Annotated in this window: 13 protein-coding genes; 12 read left to right on the top strand and 1 reads right to left on the bottom strand. The window is 53.0% G+C overall.

Annotation, left to right across the window (positions count from 1 at the left end; genetic code table 11):
• The 3 genes from RDM26_RS03880 to RDM26_RS03870 all read left to right on the top strand — a co-directional run.
• On the top strand, positions 1-536 hold a 536-nt coding region (locus tag RDM26_RS03880; protein WP_374041814.1), incomplete at its 5' end, for a folate-binding protein YgfZ.
• A 9-nt stretch (positions 537-545) separates the two neighbouring features.
• Positions 546-992, top strand: a complete 447-nt coding sequence (gene dtd / locus RDM26_RS03875) for a D-aminoacyl-tRNA deacylase (RefSeq protein ID WP_024060026.1) — start codon at positions 546-548, stop codon at positions 990-992.
• Positions 993-1,473: 481 nt separating this feature from the next.
• Positions 1,474-11,193, top strand: coding sequence for a VaFE repeat-containing surface-anchored protein (locus RDM26_RS03870; RefSeq protein WP_307737723.1), 9,720 nt, complete (start codon positions 1,474-1,476; stop codon positions 11,191-11,193).
• Positions 11,194-11,891: 698 nt separating this feature from the next.
• Here RDM26_RS03870 and RDM26_RS03865 read toward each other — a convergent pair.
• A complete protein-coding gene (locus tag RDM26_RS03865; protein ID WP_307737722.1) occupies positions 11,892-12,401 on the bottom strand; it encodes a hypothetical protein in 510 nt (169 codons plus the stop codon).
• A gap of 171 nt (positions 12,402-12,572) precedes the next feature.
• Here RDM26_RS03865 and RDM26_RS03860 point away from each other — a divergent pair, with 171 nt between their 5' ends.
• The 9 genes from RDM26_RS03860 (at position 12,573) to RDM26_RS03820 (ending at position 23,948) form a co-directional block, all read left to right on the top strand.
• Positions 12,573-13,082 (top strand): peptidylprolyl isomerase, encoded by a 510-nt coding sequence (locus RDM26_RS03860; protein ID WP_307737721.1) that lies wholly within the window; start codon positions 12,573-12,575, stop codon positions 13,080-13,082.
• A gap of 49 nt (positions 13,083-13,131) precedes the next feature.
• Entirely contained in the window at positions 13,132-13,845 is a 714-nt protein-coding gene (locus RDM26_RS03855) for a rhomboid family intramembrane serine protease (RefSeq protein WP_307737720.1), read from the top strand.
• Positions 13,846-14,068: 223 nt separating this feature from the next.
• Positions 14,069-16,543, top strand: coding sequence for an AAA family ATPase (locus RDM26_RS03850; RefSeq protein WP_307737719.1), 2,475 nt, complete (start codon positions 14,069-14,071; stop codon positions 16,541-16,543).
• Positions 16,544-16,704: 161 nt separating this feature from the next.
• Positions 16,705-17,058, top strand: a complete 354-nt coding sequence (locus RDM26_RS03845; RefSeq protein WP_307737718.1) for a type II toxin-antitoxin system RelE/ParE family toxin — start codon at positions 16,705-16,707, stop codon at positions 17,056-17,058.
• Between the two features lies 1 nt (position 17,059).
• Complete coding sequence (locus RDM26_RS03840; protein WP_307737717.1) at positions 17,060-17,365, top strand: helix-turn-helix domain-containing protein; 306 nt, start codon at positions 17,060-17,062, stop codon at positions 17,363-17,365.
• 256 nt (positions 17,366-17,621) lie between these two features.
• Positions 17,622-18,392, top strand: coding sequence for a hypothetical protein (locus RDM26_RS03835; protein WP_307737716.1), 771 nt, complete (start codon positions 17,622-17,624; stop codon positions 18,390-18,392).
• Positions 18,385-20,724: a hypothetical protein gene (locus RDM26_RS03830; RefSeq protein ID WP_307737715.1), complete on the top strand. Its 2,340-nt coding sequence runs from the start codon at positions 18,385-18,387 to the stop codon at positions 20,722-20,724. Before RDM26_RS03835 ends, RDM26_RS03830 begins: the two co-directional genes overlap by 8 nt.
• Before the next feature lie 146 nt (positions 20,725-20,870).
• Entirely contained in the window at positions 20,871-22,682 is a 1,812-nt protein-coding gene (locus tag RDM26_RS03825; protein WP_307737714.1) for a VWA domain-containing protein, read from the top strand.
• Positions 22,683-22,715: 33 nt separating this feature from the next.
• Positions 22,716-23,948, top strand: coding sequence for a glycoside hydrolase family 3 N-terminal domain-containing protein (locus tag RDM26_RS03820; RefSeq protein ID WP_307737713.1), 1,233 nt, complete (start codon positions 22,716-22,718; stop codon positions 23,946-23,948).
• Positions 23,949-24,158: the final 210 nt, after the last annotated feature.

Genomic DNA, 24,158 nt, shown 5'->3' with positions numbered 1-24,158 from the left:
TTGCTCCGGTTTTTGCTGCCGCGGCTGATTGGCGGGCTTTGCGGATAGCGGCTTGGGGCCCCTTCGGCACCGACATTGATCAACGCACCCTGCCGCATGAACTCGACTGGCTGCGCACCGCTGTGCATTTAAATAAGGGATGTTACTGCGGACAGGAGACAGTAGCGCGCATCGTTAACCTAGGTCACCCTCCGCGCCGGGCGGTCTTTTTGCATCTGGATGGCAGTTCCTCTTCACTTCCTCCTGCCGGTGCAGAGCTTTATTCCGGGAGCCGCAAGGTAGGTACCGTGCGGGTAAGTGCGAATCATTTTGAGGACGGGCCGATTGCCTTGGGACTAATTAAACGAACTACTTCCGCAGAGAACCTGACTGTCTGCTGGAAAGAGGGGGAGGAAGAGCAGTCTTTGGCGGCGGCGGTGACACCAATTGGGGATCCTTCCGGGGTTTCCTGGCAGGGGCAGTCTCGCATTGATCGGAAAGCCTTTTCTGATGCCTCGCCGCGTTCGGGTTCCGGATCATTAAATATTGCGGGCTAGGAGGTTCTTATGCGTACCTTAATTCAAAGGGCACTTTCCGCTGAGGTGACGGTTGAGGGTAAAACCGTCGGGAGGCTGGATCGGCCCGGCCTGGTGGCTTTCGTGGGGATAACTCCCGGTGACGGTCAAGAGCAGATCGATTGGACGGTGCGCCGCCTACTTAATCAGCAAGTTTTTGAGGACGGGTCTTCGATTCTGGAGGCGGGGGCGCCCCTGCTGGTGGTTTCCCAGTTCACCCTGTATGGTTCGGTGCGCAAGGGGCGGCACCCTTCCTGGACTTATGCAGCTAAGGGTGAGGTGGCGCGTCCTATTTTCGAGAAACTAGTTGCGGATTTACGCGCAGGTGGCGCGGAAGTTGAGACCGGAGTATTCGGCGCGATGATGCAGGTGTCTTTAGTTAATGATGGGCCTTATACTTTGTGGCTGGCCAAGGAACCCCAGGAACGAGTCAGCTAACGCTTTTCCTTGAGGCTACTAAGTATTGCTGGCTCCGGTTTAGGCCGTTCACTAAAGTTAGTCTCATAATCAAGGATTGCCCAGTTCGGAAACCATAAATCGCTTAATGGGTTTTTAATGTTAATTCGCAATTGATGCAGGCCTTTTGTCCTGTGACTCTGTGCACTTTTTATGGTAGCTCCAGCTGGGAAATGCAGCTAAATTCCCAGTTGAAAGTGCGCTAGCTTCCGTGAATTGCCCCGTACCCGCGGTTTATCTCTATAACTCTCTTGCGTTGCTCTATGAAAATCTTGTAAGATGGTAAGTGTATTAAAATAAATTAACTACACCTAGACAAGTTAATAGTGTTCCTGTCGGCATTGACAACAGGCCAGGTCCCTCCAGGCGGGGCGTTTGGGCGTGACATAACCCAGGCGAACGCCTCGTCAGGATCTGTTGGTGGAGATGTCGATCCCTCCTTCTAGTAGACACAGGATGAATAATGATTAACAGTCAAACTGCTAAGTTGTTGCGGCGTTGGATCGTCGCTGGATTAGCTGCTGCATTAGCCCTGGCGTGGACTATCACCACCTTGGTAGCCCCCTCCCAGGCCTCCGATACGGAGAATGCCCAATTAGCAAAAGATTTCAAAGCCGTAGAAACCGGCATGAATTTCCAGGAGACAGAGGACGGAAACTGGGATATACCTAATCCGCCTTTTGCCGAGGGAACTTTATTTTGGCCGCAGCAATTCGGGATGGATGGCATTCACTGGCGTTCAGATGAGCAGAAAGCGGCCTACAACAATGCGATTGCCCAGAGCAATGGGTGGTCGAATGATTGGGAGGTAGAGCTCCCCAACACGCTTCGGATGCATAATGCGAATTACCTGATGGTAAAAAACCGCGGAGATGTCTATCGAGATGTTAATCAACAGGGTGTCCTGACTAAAGCACCGGAATACTACACTAGTTCATTCTGCGCACAGCCTGGTTTTGGGATTGACCCCTCCTGGTTAGATCCCAGCAAACCGGGGCATACGGAAAAAGGTTTGAAAGTATCTATTGATGCTGGCGACGCGGTAGGTTCCGTTGACAGATCATCGACAGGCCGTATGGTCTCCGACCCTCAGATTCAACGAGAACTAAAGGCTTTGGCGTACATCTACAACGGCGGGGATCGTCGTCTGATGGATGTTGACACTAGTTACCCAGCCGGAAAAGATTTTTACGAGCAGAACAAATTACTGATCGAAGAACATAAAGCTGCCTTGGATCTGTTCAACCAGTTAGATTCGTACCAGAAAAATGGCGCCGCCCAGGCTCTAGTTTGGGCCATTGAGAAGAATTCTGCCGCAGACGGAATTTTTGTCTATCGAAAGGGAACCATCGATTGGACTGTTACCAATGTGGCTCGGGCAGTTTTGCCGCATATTCGGAACATCGCCAATGCCGAAATCAAGATGTGGCAGGCGTATCAGGCACTTAAAGATCAGCAAATCGCTGATGAACAGGCCTATAAAGAAGCGTTGGCCAAATGGAAAGCGGAAACTGCGGCCAGCATCGCCAAGGATGAAGCTGCTTACCAAAATAATAAGCAGCTACTGGAATCGATTAAGCTCAGCGTTACCCGCGCCGATGACACTCACTTCCGGGTAAACCTGATCGGTAGCTCGGAGGCCATTGCTCTGTTACAAGAGGCTAAAGGTAGCCTGCAGATCAGCGGCTCGGATAACTTAGTATTGCCCGCCGATACTTCAATCGCCAAGGCTGCTTCGCCGGGCGGAATTCTAGTGGGCGTTAAATTTGATAACGCTGCCGCTTGTTCCGGAGCTGTCCAGAAAGCTAATATCAATGCGTCCTTCAAAGGCAGTATTGAGATCACTCGGACTTATATCTTCAAGAACCCCAAGACTACAGGGAAATACGTTCAGTTCCAGTCCCAGGTGAACCTCGGCAAATATGCAGTAGCGGTTTCCGGTTCTGCTTCCAGCTCCTTCGAATTCACCTCTACCTGCCCGGTGGCTCCGGAGCCTAGCATCGGCACCACTTTGGAAGGCAGCGATGGAGCCAAGGTAATCGATACCGCCGGCAAAGCCGATACCGACACCGTAACCCTTATCGACAAGGTAGCCTTTAAGAATCTTAAGGGCGGACAAAACTACGTCATCAAAGGTGAACTGGTAGACGGTGACGGCAATAGCGTTGGAGTAACCGGTGTCAGCGATCCCTTTGACCCCAAAGCTTCTGGTGCTACTGACAATGGCAGTGGCTACTACTCGGGAACCGCTAAAATTGCGTTCCAAGTGCCGGTAGCAAAAATTCGTGAAAACGCGAAACTGGTAGCCTTTGAGACCCTCTACCAGGGCACCAATCCAGAAAGTGGAACCAAAGTTACCGAGCACAAAGATAAGACGGATGAAAACCAGACCGTAACCGAGAAACCACGCGTCGGTACCAGTGCTAAAGCACAAGGTGACTCCACCGATGAAGGTAAAGTAGCGGTACCTGAAGAAGGTAGCGATGTTCTCATTAAAGACACGGTAACCTGGCATAAGCTGAACCCTGGAACCTACACCCTTAGCGGACAGCTAATGAAGAAGGTAGGCGACCAGGTAGTGCGCGTACCAGGCACCAATGCCTCCAAGAACTTCACGGTAAACGCGGGAGAGCTAAAGGGCATCCAGGAACTAACGTTCACCCTGCCTGCTAAGCAAATCGAGGCCGGCGCCTCCTATGTGGTTTACGAAAAAGTATTCAAAGGTGCCGACAACACTGCTGGAATCCTCGTGGCATCCCACGAAGATCCCAACGATAAGGGACAAACCGTCTCGGTGAACCCGAAGCAGCACAAGCTGCCCACCATTGAGACCAAAGCATGGGTACGCGACGACGGAAACTCGCTAATCAGTGCGGTTGAGGCCGATGGTAAAGACTTCAAAGTCAAAGACCAGATCACTTACAAAGACCTCAAACCCGGCACCTACACTGCCTTCGCCACCCTGGTAAACAAAGACAATCCGAAAGACATTATTGCTAGCGGACGTCAAGTATTTACCAATGGTTCCGAAAATGGCTCCGCCCTGGTAGAGCTGACAGTTCCTGGTTCCAAAGTAAAGGCCGATGGCAAGTATGTGGTGTTCGAGCGCATCTACCAAGGTGAGCAAAGCACTGAACCCAGCGGTGAACCCTACGCGAAACACGAAGAAATCACCGATGGCTCCCAAACCATCACCGTAACCCCCAAGAATCCGGTACCCGCCGAGTTCAAGATCGTGAAAAAGACCGTCGGGGGCAACACCGATAGCGATCGGGTATTCGACTTCGATGTAAGCTGTGACGGGTTTAAGACCACCGCCACCGTGTTGGTGCGCAAAGGCGAAACCCAAGGCGAGACCACCGTCTCCAACAAAGCACTAACCAGCGGCATGAGCTGCCAGGTCAGTGAAAAAGCAGTAACCGACACCCTGAACACGGTAAAAGTGAAATTCACTGGCACTGAAACCAACAGTGACGGTACCGTAGCGAAGTTCAACCTCACCGAGGACAACGCTAAGACCGTAGTGGTGACTGCCACCAACACTTACACGCCGAAAGAAGCAAAATTCACCGTTCGCAAGAACGTAGAAGGAGCCGGAGTAACCCACTTCAGTGTGCCTAACTCCTTCGACTTCTCCTACAAGTGTGACGGCGACGCTTCCTGGAACGCCCTACCTAGCTTGAAAGCAGGAGAAACCTCCGCGGCCATCAAAGTAAAGCCCGGCGTAACCTGCCAGATCAAGGAAAATAGTGCGACCCCGGAGAACCTGGATCGGAAACTGCAATGGCAAGGTGCCCAAAGTGTGGCCGACGGAGTAGCAACCTTTAAGGCAGAAGCTGCCAGCCAGGTTGCCCTAGTTGCCACCAACACCTACACCGAGAAGACCGGGCAACTGGAAATCTCCAAGCAGGTAGTAGACGGAACCGCCGGTGCAGGCACCATTCCGGGCACATTCGAAATGAAATACATTTGTGCCACCGGCCAGAAAGCCGAAAGTGTAACCAAGCCGCTAACCTCCATTAGCGTAAACAAAGGTGGAAGTGCAACCATCACTGGTATTCCAGTAGGTTCCCAGTGTGCAGTCTACGAAGATACCACCGGTATCAACGTACCGAACACCACTTTGACCACCACGTTTAACGGTAACGCCCCGCAGCAGGTAACTATCGGGGGACAAGTTCTGCACAACGCGGCACTATCCAACCCGATCAAAGCCGGTGAAAACCAAAAAGCTACCATCAACGTAGAAAACAAATACGTAAACCAGAAAGTTGGGGGCTTCGAAGTAGAGAAGCTCGTCTCCGGAGTAGTTTCTCCCGAAACCGTCCTCAAAGACGTAGCCTTCGACTTCGGATACTCCTGCGAGATTCCTGGCAATGCGAACGCGGTTAAAGGCAGCTTCAAGCTCAAGCATGGTGAAACCTTCACCAGCGCTGACCCTGCCAACCCGCAGCTGAACAACCTGCCCGTAAACACCGTATGTAAAGTATGGGAAGAAACCCCCAAGTCCAGTGCAAACGCTGACTATGTAGGTTCTGAGCTACGGGCAAGTGCCACCAACGGTGCGGAAGTAACCGGAACCGACGGGAAACTAGAACTCACCATTAAGCTGAACAAAGCTGCAGCTAAAGCCAAGATCTTGGCTACCAACCAGTACAGCCAGCAGCTCGGTGGGTTCACCCTGAAGAAAGAAGTTCAAGGCAGCGCTGACCAGGCTCTGGATATCCAGTCCTACAAGTTCAAGCTGACCTACATGGACGGCACCAACACCCACGAAGTAGAGAAAACCATTACCGCTGGTGGATCCTACTCGCATTGGGGAATACCGGTTAACAGCCAAATCAAGGTGGAAGAACTCGGCGCTATTGACAGCAAGGGTAACTTCATTCCGGTAGACGAACTGTCTACTGCCAAAGTGAAGCACTCGATTAGCTGGAACGGCACCCAGGATGATTCCTCTACCGCGTCCGCTAACACCTTCACCATCAACAAAGCGATGACTGAAGCACAGTGGAAAGAAAATGGTAAGCAGGCGAACGTGGTAGTGAAAGCCACCAACGCCTACAAGGCGATCGAACAAAAGGGTACCTTCTCCGTGCAGAAGACTTCGGTGAAAGTAGCCGGTGAAAGCGCTGATAAGGTAAAGGATCTACCCGCCAGCTACAACTTCACCTATGACTGCTCCGATGGCACTCACGGTAATATCCCCAACGTGAAGCCGGGCGGCGAGCCGGTAGTGGCTCCCGCACAGTTCCGCGCAGGTACCGTTTGTACCGTAACTGAGCAGCAAGTGCTACCTAAAGGTACCAATGCCCAGACCGTAAGCTGGACAGTTGACGGTAAAGGCAAAGGCGTAGGTCCGGCCGCTGGAACCAGCGCCACTGTAACCATCGGTTCAGATGCGAAGACCCCGGTAGCCGTACAGGCCGCTAACGAATATCAGACCCCCGATGAGCCGAAGATTGCTACTGAGCTTAAAGGCGAAGGACGCGATGGCAATATCGACCTGGTAGAGGACGCGGATCACACCTACACCCTGACCGATAAGATCAGCTACTGGAACCTGGAGGTCGGCAAGACCTACAAGTTCTCCGGTGAACTGGTAGTACCTAACGCGGATAAGACCGATGCCACCCGCACCGGAATCAAAGCCGAAAAGGAAGTTACCATTACCACCCCAAGTGGAGTAGTGGAACTGCCGTTCAAGCTGACCCAGGAAGATGTAGCCAAGTACTCGACGCTAGTAGCGTTCGAAAAGCTAGACCTGCAGGTCGAAGGCGGATTTGAACCGGTCACTAAGCACGAAGATCCCAAGGACGAAAACCAGACCAAGCAGGTCAATCCCTGGATCGCCACCGTACTTACTGATGAAGGTGGAAACAAGCAGATCGATACCACCGGTAAAGCCGATAGCGATCTGGTAACCCTGGTTGACACCGTGAAATACCGGAACCTAGAAGCTGGTAAGACCTACCACTTGACCGGGAAACTGGTTGACGGATCCGGAAACCCGATCGGGGTCAGCTCCACCTCCAAGGCATTCACCGTTCCTGGCGAGGCTGGAACCCTCCAGTCCGGTGAAACCAAGATGACCTTCCAGGTCACCGTGGGGCAGATCCGTCAGAACGCGAAACTGGTGGCATTCGAATACCTCCATCCGGGCGAACCTAACACCCCCGGTGACGAGACCGTAGTCACCAAGCACGAAGACCCGAATGATGAAAATCAGACGGTAAACGAAGGGCCGCGGGCTGCAACCACCGCTCAAAGCTCGACGGGTACCAAGGTATTCGACGCTAAGACCCCGGCCAAAGTACTTGACCGCGTAACTTGGTCGAAACTGCCTGCCGGAAACTACGTGCTGGTTGGTACCCTGATGGACAAAGGCACCAAACAGCCGGTACCGAACGTAAATGCGGAAATCGTGAAGTTCACCGTGAGCAGCGGCGAGCTGAAAGGTATCCAAGAAATGACGTTCACCGTTCCCGCAGAGCAGGTGAAAGCGAACTCGCAGTTCGTTGCCTTCGAGAAGATTTACCGCCAAGGCGATGTCGATGAAAACGGCAACGTTAAGGACGGAACGACCGTAGTAGTGGAACACTCGGATCTCAACGACTCGGCACAAACGGTAACCATCGGTGAAGAACCTCAAAGCCCGGTAACTCCGACACTAACTTTGCAGAAAGTTGTGAAGAGCGAAGGACTAGAGGTTCCCTCCACCAAGGAGTTCACCTTCACTTTGAAGTGCTCCAACCCTGCCAAGCAGCAGACCTACAAGGTTACTGCCGGATCCAAGATCTCGCTGCCCTACGTCAAGGGAGCCAACTGCACCCTTACTGAGGATCGCGAGGCTGCCAAGGTAGCGGGCATTGCCCCCTCCCAGGTATCCTTCAGCGCGGACTCCGACAAGATCGGTCTGATCAGCTCCGAAAACTCGGCCTCCTTCAAGATGCCGGCAGAAGAGCTGACCGAAGTAAATGTAGTGTTCACTGCGACCAACACCTACCCGGCACCGGAGAAGCCCACCGTGGCGACCTCCGCTAAAGATGCCAACGGCACCAAGGGTATGTATGGCCAAACCAAGCAGGCCAACCAGATTTATGCTGGAACCTCCGCCAAGATCGTGGACGAGGTATCCTGGGCGAACCTGCTGCCTGGCGACTACGTGCTCATCGGTAAGCTGATGGACAAAGACACCGGTAAAGCGGTAACTTCCTACACTTCAACCCCGGCACCATTCACGGTGAAAGAGGGCGAGAAGAACGGGACGCTGGATAACACCTTTACCGTCAGCGGTGATTCCCTGAAGGCTGGTAGCCACTACGTGGTTTACGAATACATCTACCGTGCAGGTGATGTAACCGGAGTAACCCCGAACAATGACGCCAAGCCGGTTGTAGAACACGCCGTAATCACCGACGCAGACCAGACGGTGGAGGCGATTACGCCTCCAACTCCGCCGGCTGCCAAAGTAAAGGTTATGAAGAAGGTAGTGGCCTCGGGTATGGAGGTATCCAATAACCGCGCCTACTACTTCACCTTGAGTTGCCTGGATAAGGATGGCCAGCCTGCAGGCGATAAGACCCTGTTGGTACGTCCGGACAAGGCAACCGAAGTAACTGATTTGCGGTCCGGCTACGTGTGCTCGATTCACGAGGATCTCAATGCCGCACTCGAGCAGCAGGTAACACCGTCAGTCTCACTGACCAGCGGAACCAACGGTTTCAGCGTGCAGCAAGACTCCACAGCAGGATCGGCACACTTCACCGTACCGGCGGCCACCGACGAGGTGCCCGAAGTGCTGGTGAACGTGACCAACACCTACAACAAGATTGGCAAGCCGGAACTGCAGACCAACGCGGTAACCGATAACGGTACCTCAACCGTGCAGGCAGGAATCGCTACCACCGTGACCGATAAAGTCACCTGGAAGAACCTACCTGAAGGTAAGTACTTGCTGACCGGTAAACTGATGCACATTACGGATAACAACGCTGCTCCGGTAGCGGGAGTTACCAATGAACCAGTGGTAGTGGAAATCACCAAGGATAACTCCTTGGCGGGTAGCACCACCATGAAGTTCAATGTGCCGGCGGGAGCCATCAGTCAGGCTGGAAAGTACGTAGTGTACGAATACCTGTACAACTATGAAGATACTGAAGGTGGAAATCCAAAGCCGAACACCTCTACCGTGGTTTCCCACAATGACCCCAGTGATGAAGCGCAAACCGTGACCGTTACCGAGGCACCCTCGGTAAGCACCACTGCCACCACCGATGGAGCCAATGAAAAGGAAATCCAAAAAGGTAAAGCTGCGGTAGTAACCGACACCGTTAACTGGAAGAATCTGCCTACCGGCAACTACCAGGCGCTCAGCGAACTGGTAGACGCCAAGGGCAATCCAGTTGTCGGAGCCACCACTAAGGCGGTTCCCTTCACTGTTAACGATGGTGAAGAGGCAGGCAGCGTGACTACCAAGATCCAGCTACCGGCAACTGCTACCTCGACTGTAGGAGCAAAGTTCGTAGTCTTCGAACGGATCTACCGCGCCAGCGATGTGGATTCTAAGACCGGGCGTCCCACTGCAGGCGCTCAGCCGGTAGTGTCCGAACTGGATCTGAACGCTATCAACCAGACCGTGCGCGTGGTTGAAAGTCCGAAGGGACCGCCAGCCATTACCTTCACCAAGGTAACTGAGAAAGTTCTCGACGGTGAGGTTCCGGATAAGGATCGTAAGTTCAAGTTCACCATTAGCTGTGACAAGAACTTCGGAGGAGCATTCGAATTTGATATGCCTGCCGGAGTATCCGCCGGACTGCCTGCCGACAAGCAGCTGCAAGTGGGTACGGTATGTACCTTGACTGAAATGCTGACCGATGAGGCGAACCCCGACGGGATTCTCCCCGATACGATCAGCTTCAGCTCCTCGGATCCGGCCATGACGGTTTCGAAGATTGGCAAGCAAACCGCTCAGTTCACGGTGCCCGATGTAGATACCAAAGTGGTTCCCGAGATTCAGGTAACCATTAAGAATACCTACAGCAAGGACTTCCCTGAACTAGGAACCATTGCTCGCGACAACGCCGATCAGGACAAAGTCCTCAACCTTAAGAAGGGCGAGAACGCTCAGGTACAAGATGTTGCTACCTGGAAGAACCTGAAACCGGGCAAGTACACCATGATCGGTACCTTGATGGACAAGCTGACCGGTAAGCCTGTCGTAGGGGCCAACACCCCGGCGGTTGACTTCGAGGTCAAGAAAGGCGAAAAGACCGGAACCATCTACGCACTATTCACAGTGCCGGGAGACAAGATCTCGACCAAGGCCAGTTGGGTAGTATTCGAGCAGGTATACAAAGCCTCCGATGTTAAAGATGGCAAGGTAGTGGGTAAAGCTACTCCGGTAGTGGATCACTCTAACCTCGAGGATGCCGACCAGACGGTTCAGGTAACACCTCCGCCGGCCTCACCGGAAGAAAAGACTCCGGAGATCGCCACGGTTGCCCAAAACGGTACCACCTACAACGACGGAACCAAGGATCCGAACCTTGGTAAACCGGTATTGACCCCAGGTCAAGATGCGGTGATCGTAGATACGGTCAAGTGGAAGAACCTGGAGCCTGGTGAATACACCATCACCGGAACCCTGATGGATAAATCCAGCAGCGTTCCACTAACCTACCTGGACAAGGACGGCAAGCTGCAAGTGGCTGCTACAGCTGAACGCGGATCCTTCTCCGTCAAGGAAGGCGAAACTGCAGGAGAGGCGAAAGTCTACTTCAAGGTTAAAGGTGAAGCTATTCAGGCTAATAAGCAATACGTAGTATTCGAAGATCTGTACAAGACTGCGGATATTAAAGACGGAGAGCCTAGCCCTGGCGCTGAAAAGGTAGCGCAGCACCATGACATTAATGATGCTGCTCAGACCCTAAGCGTCGAGAACCCGACACCGGGTACGCCTCCGGAAACTCCGGAAACCCCCAAGACTCCGAACACTCCGGGCACCACGCCTCCCGGACCGACTCCGAGAACCCCCTCCGGGTTCCGGGGAGTGGTGAGCACGGTCTTAGCTAAGACCGGTTCCACCACCGGAATCATGGCAATGACCGGTGTTCTAGCAATGGTTGCGGGAGTCGGATTAGTCCTGATCCGCCGCTACCAACGCGAAGAACTCGAGGACTAGGAAAGACATACAACTAAATAGCTAGAAGGATCTCGGGGTCGGAAGTAAAGCTTCCGACCCCGAGGCTTTGTATCCGTGCCTTTTTCGGGGGGTTGAAAATCTGGCGGCAGTCCACTAAAAATGCTGGCGAAAAAGGAGGGTCTGGCACGGTTCAGGTGGCGTCTGCGGGGGCAAAAGTTTTCCTCCTGCCCAAGAATTTGGAAAACGTAGCGACGTTTTCCAAATTCTTATGCCCACCGCACCCACTCGGATAAAACTTTTGCCCCCGCTCCTCCAGTCGTTCCTTTTTACCGGCCGCGACCCTTATGAACCGTCAACCCAACGTTTTGATGTCGCCGTTGTCATCTTGTTGTTAAACCCGAAATTGAGTGCGGTAGGAGGTCTTATACGTGTCTGGCAGCTTCTAAATCACTTACGTACTGAATAGATGTGCAGCGGCACAAGGATGTCGCTGTGAAGTGGGCCTAAGTTTTATCCGAGCAGGCGCGGTGGGCATAGAGTCCGGTAAATACCCGTGGTATTTACCGGACTCTGGGCAGGAGGAAAAACTTAGGCCCGCTTTGCGTTGTATGCGGGTAGCTTGTTACCGAGCCAGACCCGTGCCGGGGCGTCACGTGGTTACAGCAGCAAAATGGCAGAAAAATGCCCTCCCTGCTTGGGCAGGGAGGGCATTGTTAACTATTTGAATGACTTACGGGTTACTTTTCAACCTTGTCTTTTACTGCGTCAACAGCTTTATCGGCTTTATCGGCCACGTCCTCGGCAACCTCTTTGGCCTTGTCCTGAGCCTTTTCTGCTGCTTCCTGCGGATCGAATTCGCTCACTTCTACATCCTCCCAGTACTCTTCTGCCCACGGATCGTCAACTGGTTGCGAACGCCGGTACAGTACATACCCAACGCAACCGGCAACGGCAGCTAGTAGCAGGAATAGTAGAGTCTTACGCCCCCGCTTAGGTTCCGGTTTACCAAATGTTTCTGCTGATTGTTTCTTCACTTGCTTAGCAGCCTCCTTCAAAGACTTCTCGGAATGCTTCTTTACCTCATGGAACTGGTCACGCACATTGTCTACCGCATGTTCTACACCCGGTACTAGTTCACTGCTAACTTTTTCCTGCAGATCTTGAGCGCCCTCAAGAACAATATCTTTCCCTTGATCTGCCAAACTCCGTGCCTGTTTGAGCAGCTTATACGGGCAGCATTTCTTCATGTTCGCTCCTTTATCTTAGGCATACCGAAGCACCCCGCTTCGGTAGCGACAGCTTGTACTCTCTTAGTCTAAACGTTACCGCCTAGCTTGTGGGAAGAATAGCCCCAGATTTAGCTACTCTTCGGTAAGCTTGAGTGTCGGTAATTTGGCTTTCATGAAAGGATAAGGACTATGGAAGCAACAATTCACACTTCAAAAGGCGACATTAAAGTCGAACTATTTGCGGATAAAACTCCGATTACGGTAAACAACTTCAAAGGTCTAGCCACTGGCGGACGAGAATGGCAAAACCCGGCTACCGGACTTAAATCCAATGAACCCCTTTACGACGGGGTGATTTTTCACCGCGTAATCCAGGGATTCATGATTCAGACCGGCGATCCCCTCGGTAACGGCACCGGTGGCCCCGGTTACCGTTTCGGGGACGAGATCGTACCGGAACTGACTTTCAATGAACCCTACGTGCTGGGAATGGCCAATGCCGGTCCGGGAACCAACGGATCCCAGTTCTTCATCACCCAGGTGCCCACCGAATGGCTAAACGGCAAACACACCGTATTCGGTAAAGTAACCGACCAGGCATCGCGCGAGGTAGTCGACGCGATCGCCGCGGTGAGCACCGACGGACGTGACCGTCCGCTCGATGACATCATCATCGAATCCATCGAAATCAGCGAATAAGCTGTGGTTTGCACCAATTCAGTGGTGGCAAAAATAATCATCGGGACAAATGACGAACTCTAAGCAGCGCGTCAATGTAATCAACGCCCTCATCATTGCCTGCGGGATTGTCTATGTGGCCTCATGGTTAGCTCCGAGCCTGGTAGAGCAGTTTCTGTTCTATCCCGGCTTGGGGTTCACTCAGCCCTGGCGGTTTTTGACCGCAGCCTTCCTGCATGGCGGGATCGTGCATTTAGCGTCTAATATGGCGTTCTTGTACATCCTGGGTGAGCTCGCTCGCCGGGTGATTAGCAACTATCAGATCCTACTTATCTACCTGCTCTCTGCCTGGGGAGGATCGCTCGGCACCCTGGTGTGGGCACTGATTACCGGGCAGCAGCAGGCGGTAGTCGGCGCCTCTGGAGCAGTGTTGGGATTATGTGCGGGAGTATTCGTCTATACTCGCAACCTACACGGCTCCTCCAGCGCTCTGGGTGGGTTGCTAATAATTAACCTGCTGATCGGATTCGTCATCCCTAATGTCTCTTGGCAAGGACACTTAGGGGGCGCCCTGGTGGGAGCGCTTATCGGATGGGCGCTGCGCCTGGTGGGCGTGATCTCCGGTAGACGGGGACGGAAAAAACTGGGGACAGGCCTGCCGGACGTGGTGGATCGACAGCGAGCCACCGCCACCGTTAAACGCACGCAAATTATCGGAAATATACTGGTCACCCTGCTATCGGTAACATTACTGCTGGTGATTACCGTGGCCTGCTATATCTGAGAAAAACCAGCCAACCCCGCTCTGGGCGAACCCTAAGATTCCAAAGGTGCTCCCCTGAGTCCGGTAGATGCCCTATTTCCTCGCTGCGACGTCCTCGTCCTCGTAAAAAAATAACCTTAGCCGGTAGTGAAACCAAGCGAGGGCACGGGGAAAAACCTAATAATGTACATAGTGGAGTCAATTCCCTAACCGAAAGAATCCTCTCCAAAGGTCAAGGAGTAAAATGTTCGAACGCTTTACAGATCGGGCGCGCCGGGTAGTGGTGCTGGCGCAAGATGAGGCACGCAGCCTGGAGCATAACTATATCGGTACCGAACATATCCTCTTGGGGCTGATCCGCGAGGGCGAAGGCGTCGCCGCGAAAGCATTGGAAATGGCGAACATTTCCCTCGAGGGCGTGCGCGATCAGGTCATTGAGATCATCGGCAAGGGCGAGAACGATTCGAAAGACCATATCCCCTTTACTCCGCGCGCCAAGAAAGTCTTAGAACTGTCGATGCGGGAAGCCCTGCAGCTGGGGCACAACTATATTGGTACCGAGCATATCCTCTTGGGGCTGATTCGCGAGGGCGAAGGCGTCGCCAACCAGGTGCTCACCAACCTGGGTGCTGACCTGGGAAGTATTCGCCAAAACGTGATTCACCTGCTCTCCGGTTACCCGGGAGCGGGGCAAAACGAAGCGGGCGGAGAAACCGTGGGGGTTGGTACCGGCACCCAGAAGCCGCAAAAGTCAGGTTCAGCCATCCTCGACCAGTTTGGACGGAACCTTTCGGAGGCGGCGCGGGAAAACAAACTAGATCCGGTGATCGGGCGCGTCAACGAGATGGAACGGGTAATGCAGATCCTTTCGCGGCGCACCAAAAACAACCCGGTGCTGATCGGGGAACCCGGGGTGGGTAAAACCGCAGTAGTAGAGGGACTTGCGCAGGCGATTGTGCGCGGAGACGTTCCCGAAACCCTGAAAGACAAGCACATTTACTCCCTGGATATGGGGTCGTTGATCGCCGGATCGCGTTACCGCGGCGACTTCGAGGAACGCTTGAAGAAAGTTCTGAAAGAAATCCGCACTCGCGGGGACATTATTCTATTCATCGACGAGATCCACACCCTGGTGGGTGCCGGAGCCGCCGAGGGCGCGATCGATGCCGCCTCCATCCTTAAACCGATGCTCGCGCGGGGGGAATTGCAGACCATTGGGGCTACCACCACCGAGGAATACCGTAAATATATTGAAAAAGATGCGGCCTTGGAGCGGCGCTTCCAGCCGGTGCAGGTAGAACAACCCAGCGTGGAGGACACGGTAAAGATTCTGACTGGTTTGCGTGACCGTTACGAGGCGCACCACCGGGTAATCATTACCGATGATGCGATTCGGGCGGCAGCCTCTTTGTCTGACCGTTATATTTCGGATCGCTACCTGCCTGATAAGGCCATCGATTTGATTGACGAGGCCGGGGCGCGCCTGCGGATCCACCGCATGACCGCTCCTCCCGAGATTCGGGAAATGGACGAAAAAATCAATGAGGCGCGCCGGGATAAAGAGGCCGCGATTGATGCCCAAGATTTCGAGAAGGCCGCGCGCCTGCGTGATGAGGAAAAGCAACTTGGCGAAAAACGCGCCCAGTTGGAGGCTGACTGGAAGTCCGGGGAAGGTGACCGGATCGGTACGGTTGATGAAGATGCTATCGCGGAAATTTTGGCGATGTCTACCGGCATCCCGGTGTTTAAGCTGACTGAAAAGGAAAGCGCGAAACTGCTGCATATGGAAGATGAGCTGCACAAGCGGGTTATCGGCCAAAACGAGGCGGTCAGTGCGCTTTCGAAATCTATTCGCAGGACGCGCGCAGGGCTTAAAGACCCGAATCGTCCCGGCGGCTCCTTTATCTTTGCCGGCCCCACCGGGGTGGGTAAAACCGAGTTGGCGAAGACTTTGGCCGAGTTCCTGTTCGGTGACGAGTCAGCGCTAATCCAGCTGGATATGTCGGAGTTCGGGGAAAAACATACTTCCTCACGCCTATTTGGGGCACCTCCCGGATATGTCGGCTATGACGAGGGCGGGCAGCTGACCGAAAAGGTGCGCCGCAAACCTTTCTCAGTGGTGCTCTTTGACGAGATCGAAAAAGCCCACGCCGATATTTTCAACACTCTCTTGCAGGTGCTAGAAGATGGGCGGCTTACTGATTCCCAAGGGCGGATGGTTGACTTCAAGAACACCGTAATCATCATGACCACCAACCTGGGCACCCGCGAAATCAATAAAGGGGTGCAAACCGGTTTCCAGGTCGATAATGACCAGGTCGGTTCTTATCAGCGGATGAAGAATCGGGTTCAGGAAGAACTCAAGCAGCAGTTCCGTCCGGAATTCCTCAACCGTGTGGACGAAGTAATCGTGTTCCCGCAACTGGGTATGGAAGAAATCCGCGAGATTGTGGACTTGATGATCACTAAACTGCAAGAGCGCACCCAAGAGCAAGATATGACCCTAAAGCTCACCGATGCAGCTCGCGAAGAACTAGCCACTCGCGGTTTCGATCCCGTGTTGGGGGCACGCCCTTTGCGGCGGACTATCCAGCGCGATATCGAGGACGCCCTCAGCGAAAAGATTCTTTTCGGAGATATCGAGCCGGGTCAAGAAATCGTGGTGGATGTACGCGAGGGCGAGGACGGGGAAAAGGAATTTACCTTTAACGGCAAGTAAACTGCACCTACTTGTCTCTCCCCCGTAAGTTGTCCTTCCGGATATATTTTCGGTGTCCCTGCCCGCGCTTTGATATAGGGGCAGTTAACCTGTAAGTGAGGATAACTTTGTAAACCTGTCTGACCCTTGAAGTTAGAACCTATAAGTTCTAAACTGTTAGTGTGTGGACGGTTGATGTTGAGCTGGTAGCCGAATGGCTGGTAACGCTCGACGAAAACTCGCGCGCACAGGTCGTTGCGGCTTTGGAGATACTGCAAGAGCAAGGTCCGGCGCTGGGCAGACCTCTGGTAGACCGGATTTCAGGTTCTCGGCATCAGAATATGAAAGAGCTGCGTCCAGGCTCTAGTGGCAAGAGCGAAATCAGAATTCTGTTCGCTTTTGACCCTATTCGGCAAGCTATCTTGTTAGTTGCTGGGGATAAGTCAGGGCAGTGGCAACGCTGGTACCGAAAGAATATCCCTATTGCTGACGAGCTTTATGACCGGCATCTAGAACAGTTGCGAAGGAGGAAGTGAAATGACTGTAACTTTAGAGGATTTTCTAGCGGAACATCCGGTGGACAGAACTTTAGTTGATTCTCATAAGCAACGGATGATGGCGGAAGTGCGCGCCTATAAACTGCGAGAACTGCGGGAAGCGTCCGGACTAACGCAGCAGCAACTGGCCGCACGTATCGGGGTTTCGCAGCGACAGGTTTCCAAGATTGAACGCGGAGATTTAGAAAGCACCAAAGTTGGCACTATCAGGGGTTATCTGGAGGCCGTGGGGGGAGGGCTCGCGGTAGAGTTCGTCCGCGGTGACGCCCGTATCCGCGTCGCCTAGAAAGATAACTGGGCACGCTTAGACTAGGTGGATCAATACTGCACGAAGGGACGGGGAAAAGGAAATTTACCTTTAACAGCAAGTAATCCCCGTGCACAGCTAGCCTCTGCGTCCATTCTTGCCCGGCGAGGCTGGTAGCCTGCAGATTAGGGCAGTCTTTTGACTGATCATATGCTCCCGGGTTAAAAGATCCTTTCATTACCTCCGCTGCTTATAATCTCGCTATAATGTAGAGGTGAGAGCGTAAGGAGGATACGTGAGTGCAGTAGCGGAGGGAAAGATCGGGTTACGACCTGAGATAACTCATGCTGCTGATGAGGCTTCGTCCTCGCAAATTAAATCTACCGACCATGCTGGTGCTAAAGATAGTGCTCACCGGGAAACCTCTATAGGGCAGCCGATTCTGTTCCTGGACGTAGATGGGCCGCTAAACCTGTGGGGGAGGGCAAACCGGCGTATCCTCAATCCGCTGCTGCGTGCCCACTTGGTACATCTACAACCAGATAATTCCTTTAACGTTAATGTGGTGCTATCCCGCCTTCTGGGCTCGCGCCTGCGGGAACTTGGCAAATATTTCGAAGTGCGGTGGGCGACCTCCTGGAATCAGTGGGCTAATCAGCATCTTTCCCCCCTGCTGGGTATTTCGAAGAATCTTCCCTGGGTGCGCTGCCCTAACGGTGACCCGCGAGCAAAGTTTCCCGAAGTTATGTCTGCTGCCGGAGCCGCCAGTTTCGCCTGGGTAGATGATTACTTAACCGAGGAAGTAGCCCAACAAACTCGTACGAAATTGCGCTCTCCGCAGTGCGCTCTTTTGGTTTCGCCCCATATTATGTGTGGTATAGATCGCGAAGTTGCCCACCTGCTAAAATGGTTTTCGCAGATCCCGCAAACGGAGCGGGAACCAGGCAGACGCGAGGCGCGGAAAGCGGCTAGCCTGCTAAGTTCAGGGCGAGTTTCCGCCTGGCTGGTTACTCCCTCAATGGTGATGTGTTTAAGTTTGCGAAAGGGGGCAAAGCGCTATGGCTAAACTGACGCTAGCGAAAGTGGCGAAGCGTTGCCTGGAAATATCAAAACAGCTAAACCCCCAACTTGACGATCCTCGTTTACAGGATCTGCGCGTCAGTATCGAGCAGGCACGCCGCGCGATTAAGGAAGGGCAGTTACCACGTTGGCAGGTAAAACGACTGGTAGATACGGTCGCTTTGACCGCAATGCTCACAGGTAATGCTCAACTCGCGGAACAAGTTTTTGGGTTGTGGATGAAATCCGGGCAGTCTATCTCCCAAAACCCGGCATCTTTGGTATTAGAACCACTCCCGGATTTAGGAAAAAAATCCGCGGGTGAAGGAAACACGAAAATGCGTCCAGCCCCCGCGCCGCCACGAGAAGCGTCCTCACCAGCACCAAATCTCAAAGTAGCCCCCGGCTCTTCCCGCCCGGTGGCACCCAAAGCACCCGAACCTGCGCCAGCACCAATAGTTTCCAGTCGTCCCGCAGTTTCAGCTGGTCACCCCCAAGATAATTTTGATAGTGCCGAGGGGGCATCACCACTTGCTAACCCGGGGCAACCTGCTGCGGAGATAGCTGCGGAAGATGTTGATGACCCCCAAAGCTTAGGAATGGGACTAGCGGCTATGGTCTCGGCAGCTTACGCGGCTGAAAACGATAGTGCCCAAAATCCTGCGGATAGTGCCGGGGTGAAGCAAGCCCCCAGCACAAATCCGGCGCCGCAGCCTGTGGAAGCAGAATCAAATTCTCACCAGAGCAATCCAGAGGCAGTCGCAACCACGCCAGCTCCTGCGGTTTCTGCTAACCCTGAATGGAGCGCTTCGCGCGGACAAATGCCCTGGCTACCCGTACAGAGCCCGGCTAGCGCACCGGATCAGCGAGGGGAAGTCCAACCGGCTCCCGCCGCGAGTGGTGCGGCGGACTCATCCCAGGTAAAACCGGAAACCAGCCCGGGCAATGTTTTGGCTCCGGGCAGCGAGTTTCCTCCGCGCCGCTCCCTGGTAAACCGAGATCTGCCCCCACAGCCTCCCACCCTTGCCAACAGCCAGATACGACCGGCGCCTGCTCCGCCCTCTGATCAGCCCTTGCCAAGTACAGCTCCTCCAAAGCCAGCGGCGCTACCACAGTCGGCATCGGTTATGCCCCTAGATTCCCCAACCTCACCGGTATCAAATCCAACTACTCCCATGGAAACCCCACTCGCGGTATCGATGTCTTCGCCAGCTCCGTTGGCTCAGGAATTGACCCCGCAACTACAAACTGAATACCCGGATGGTAACGCGACGATTACACCACTTGCAGCTGCCCAGCCGCCGGAAGCGTTCCCTGCTGCTCCCGCGCAGGCAAGTCCTGCGCCATCACCGACAGGAACGCCGGCAGCTGCCCCAACTGAAGCGGCGCCGGCGCAGGCAGCACCACTTGATGATGCTGCTATCTGGGATTATTTCCAAAAGATGGGTTTTGATTCCAAACTCAATATGAGTTTCGAAGAGTTCGTGGCACGCAAGAACCATACTGTGACCAGTAACGCTGGAACTGGGAGTAACCTAGCAGCGCATCCGGCAACGCAACCAGAAGCACCGCGTTCGGCTTTTGCAGAAGTGCCGGATGAAATGCCAGCTAACCTGCTAGCATCACAGTCAGAATCCTCAGAATCAGCCCTATCGCCAGCAGCATCAGCTCTGCGACGAGCTGCCCAAAGTCCGCTGGCGCCCTCCCGAATACCTCCCGCCGCCCCTCATAAGCCCCGGGAAATATTAGCCGATGCCGACCGCCAACCTTCAACCAGGCTAATCACTATTCGAGTACGCGGATACTTTGACTATCAACCCCGCTTTACACGTCCGAAACAACGTCTTGATGAACCAGCAGTGGCCGGCTCTACCACCTCTTTCGCTAAAAGTATTATTAGTGTCGAAGGGCCGATGCCACTGGAATTTCTGGCGCGCCGCTTGTGTCAGAAGTACCGGATTGAATATCACGATCAGCGACCGGAAGAAATCAGCCGTTGCCTCGGATCCGCTTTACGCCTGATATCAGAGCCCGGAATGCGCACTGTTTGGCCAGCTGGGGTCGATCCCCTCAGCTGGAATACTGCCCTGCAATCTCCAATTGGATTACCCCGTAAACTGGAGTCGCTGACCCTAACTGAGGTAGCTAACGCCTTGCGGTGGCAGATTTCCCGTACTAACAGCATGGAGCGAACAGAAATTATAGGTGAAGCCTTTAAGTTGCTTTACGGTATTTCTCCGTTAACTGCGCCAGCTAGACAGTTAGCAGATAGAGCTATTTCCTATGGGATAGCCAATAATCTATTGGCAGCCGGGGACGGCACCCTGTGGCTGCCTTAATCGCTGTCTGAAAACTAATACGGGTAAACGTTTTTCGGAGCTAATTCGCTATGACATAAACATTGGTTTGTTCAGCGGGTTTAAACTGATAGTTGTTGGATTTATGGTTAAGTCCAAGAAACTCCCCATTTTAAGGAATAAGAAAGATGGTTTTTTGTTCGCAATGTGGCAATGACAATCCTGACGCGGCAGTTTTTTGTAGTAAATGTGGTACTCGTCTTGAAGCAACTAACCGTACTGCGGAAGCTAACACCGGACAGGATTCGCAGCCGTTAGCTACTAATGTCTCTCCAGCCTCGCAAAATCAGCCTCATCCCGATAGCACTTACCCCGGTTCCAGTGCCTATCCCGGGCAGTACTCACCCGTCTCCTCGCCCTATCCGGGACAGCCCACTCCCGGATACTCGGCTGCGGGTGCGTCTTCGCCTGGATACCCCAATTCCGGGGGGTACCCCTATCAGATGCCTCCTGCAGGCGGATACGCGGCTCCCGCGGCAAATGCTGTCACGTCCTCGAATAAGAAAAATCGGGGGCTAATCATCGCCCTGGCCAGTGCCCTGGCAATAGTGTTAGTGCTAACCATCGGGGGCTGGTTTTACTACTCGAACTATGTGTCGCAGCTTTCCGGCACCACAGCCGACTATGATGCTTTGCGTACCGAGCTAATGGAAAACCATGCCAACTATGATTTAGAAATCGTAAGTACCGATGTCTCTCAATATCCGACGGTGCGGCTGTACTTGTCGTTAACAGATAGTGATCAGCAAGAACTTACCCTTAAATCCCCCACCGGGGCGATAAAAGAAAAAATAGCTGGTGGGAGCGAAATAAAACGCGAAATAAAGAAGATAGAGAGGATAAAAGACAACCAGGGCGTAGGTTTCGAGGTGCTCTTAGATAAGTCGGCTTCCATGTCGGAAGATTTAGGGGAAATGCAAAACGCCATGCGTAACTTTGTAAACACTCTCGACTATAAAGTGGGTGATAAAGCGGAGCTAATGGCGTTCGATACCTACCTGATGTATATGTCCACGCTAACCGGAGAAAAAAATAGGTTATTGACCGGGATCTCAAATATCACCGCCGATGGCGATACTGCTTTATATGATGCTTTATACGAGGGCGTAGCAAATGCGGGGAACCGGACAGGATCGAACTGTGTGATTGCCTTTACCGATGGGATCGAAAACTCTAGTTCCCACACCTTGGATGAAGTAATCAGCCTGGCCACCGAAAAAGCAGTGCCAATCTATCTAATTGGCAGTTCGGAATCTGATTTAGACACCTTGCAGCAAATCGCGGATGAAACCAAAGGGTATCTGTGGGATATTAGTTCGATCTCCGATATGGGCGAAGTCCTAGAAAAGATTAACTCTCGGCAAAAGAATCTTTACACTATCGAATACACTTCCGACTCCAAGGCAGACCCTTATGCAGAGCGGACAATTTCGGCACTGATTGGTGATGCCGATGACTTCAAAGTGGGAGCTATTAAAGACGGGTTTGCCTTTACTCCGGTTAAACGTTCTGGCATAGAGAAGCACAAGAGCCGTTACGAGGCATTTAGAGAAGATAAGACCTGGTCAGAGGCTAATAATACCTGTATGGCAAAGGGTGGGCATTTGGTGACTATAACCAGCCAACAAGAAGAACAACAGGTGATTTCGTTAGTTGAATCTAAAGGAATCGAGTTCGCCTGGATGGGTGGATACACTTCCGAAAGAGATAGTGGCGTTTTTGCCCACTGGGTGACTGGCGAAGAATGGTCATATCAGAACTGGTTCCCCGGCGAACCCTCACATACTGATTTAGACGGGGCACCGGAGTTCTATCTGCTGTTGTGGAAGATTAGAGGTCAGTGGTCGTGGAATGACGAACGTGACAACATGTTTGCTGCTCCCGATGCCGGAGACAGAATTAGTGGGAAAGCCGGTTACGTTTGTGAGTACGAACAGTAGGAATCACGGATAACGATGACAAAAAGAAAACCAGTGGTTAGCAAGAGTTTTATAAAAAAATGGCGCCTGGTAGTGGCGGCAATCCTAGTGACATTTGCCATGGGAACGGTAAGTGCTTGTAGCAGCGCCACTGATGCCCCAAAAGCGACGCCGGAAAAATCTACTCCCGGCTCTACCGCTAGCACTTTGACGAAAAGTACCGATCCGGATCCGGCTGCATCCTTGGTAGCAAAAATGTCTTTAGAAGATAAAGTTGCGCAGATGTTTATGGTGACTCCGGAAGCGCTCTCCAAGTTCAATGGGAGCGTAGTGGCTTCGGGGGAACAAACTAAACAGGCGTTTGCGAAGCGACCAGTGGGGGGAGTTATATATAACTCTGCGAATCTACAATCGCCGGAGCAAGTAAAAACCATGCTCTCTAACCTGCAAAAATACAGTAAAGATCGGGTCGGGATCCCCGTCTTTATCGCGGTTGACGAGGAGGGCGGCACGGTCGCTCGGGTCAGCGGCTCCAAGAGCATGGGGATTAAACCCTATCCGAATATGAGTGAGGTAGGTGCTGGCAAAGATGGTAATCGCGCCCTCCAAATTGGTGCCGAAATGGGGAAATATCTTGCTGATCTCGGGTTTAATATCGATTTTGCCCCCGATGCCGATGTATTGACGAATCCGCAAAATGATTTGCTTAAATATCGGGCGTTCGGCAGTGATCCCCAGACGGTTACCACTATGACAGCTGCTTTTACTAAAGGTTTGCAGACCAGTGGAGTACTTGCCACCTATAAGCATTTTCCTGGCCACGGCTCTACCAGTGCAGACTCCCATAAAGGGATAACCGTTTCGCAACAGGATGCGACCGAGCTGGAACAGGTGGATTTAGTGCCTTTTAAAGATGCGGTTGCTAAAGACGTAAAACTGATTATGGTTAGCCACGTTTGTTTTCCGAAAGCTTTTGGAGATAACACTCCTGCCAGCCTGTCAAAAAAGGTGGTGACTGGCTGGGCGCGAGAAAAGCTACAGTATCAAGGAATTTTGATCACCGATGCCATGAGTATGGGGGCGATTAGTGATAACTATCAGCCCTCAGAGGCCGCGGTTAAGGCAATCCAGGCAGGGATTGATATTGTGCTTGATCCTAAAGATTTTGATGCCGCCTACCAGGGGGTTCTGGCAGCGGTTAAATCCGGGAAGATCAGTCAGGAACAAGTAAACCAGGCAGTGACTAGAATCGTAGCCACCAAGTTGCAGTTAAATGCAGCTAAGTGATTCCAGGAGCAATTAGCGCAGCGGGAAGTATTGCGCTGCTAGTAGGCTTTTCACGCTGTTAAGTCAGCTGGTCAGCTAGAGCGTAGGCTCCTGACTGTCGCTTGCGTGATCCAACGTGGATCCTAGGGAACGAGGACGCCGATAGCCTAGAGGGCGCAGCGGAATAATCGGGCTGATGGGTAATCCCCATAATCAGCGATTACCTACCCG

Origin of the sequence: uncultured Varibaculum sp. (genome assembly GCF_902489465.1) — a bacterium.
Lineage (GTDB): Bacteria > Actinomycetota > Actinomycetes > Actinomycetales > Actinomycetaceae > Varibaculum.
Note: the sequence above shows the minus strand (reverse complement) of the source record. Positions and strands in the feature narration are given on the sequence as shown.

What these genes read in the sequence shown, in the direction of transcription:
- dtd (WP_024060026.1), top strand. Translation starts at nt 546, where the DNA reads ATGCGTACCTTAATTCAAAGGGCACTTTCCGCTGAGGTGACGGTTGAG.
- RDM26_RS03870 (WP_307737723.1), top strand. Translation starts at nt 1,474, where the DNA reads ATGATTAACAGTCAAACTGCTAAGTTGTTGCGGCGTTGGATCGTCGCT.
- RDM26_RS03865 (WP_307737722.1), bottom strand. Translation starts at nt 12,401, where the DNA reads ATGAAGAAATGCTGCCCGTATAAGCTGCTCAAACAGGCACGGAGTTTG.
- RDM26_RS03860 (WP_307737721.1), top strand. Translation starts at nt 12,573, where the DNA reads ATGGAAGCAACAATTCACACTTCAAAAGGCGACATTAAAGTCGAACTA.
- RDM26_RS03855 (WP_307737720.1), top strand. Translation starts at nt 13,132, where the DNA reads ATGACGAACTCTAAGCAGCGCGTCAATGTAATCAACGCCCTCATCATT.
- RDM26_RS03850 (WP_307737719.1), top strand. Translation starts at nt 14,069, where the DNA reads ATGTTCGAACGCTTTACAGATCGGGCGCGCCGGGTAGTGGTGCTGGCG.
- RDM26_RS03840 (WP_307737717.1), top strand. Translation starts at nt 17,060, where the DNA reads ATGACTGTAACTTTAGAGGATTTTCTAGCGGAACATCCGGTGGACAGA.
- RDM26_RS03830 (WP_307737715.1), top strand. Translation starts at nt 18,385, where the DNA reads ATGGCTAAACTGACGCTAGCGAAAGTGGCGAAGCGTTGCCTGGAAATA.
- RDM26_RS03825 (WP_307737714.1), top strand. Translation starts at nt 20,871, where the DNA reads ATGGTTTTTTGTTCGCAATGTGGCAATGACAATCCTGACGCGGCAGTT.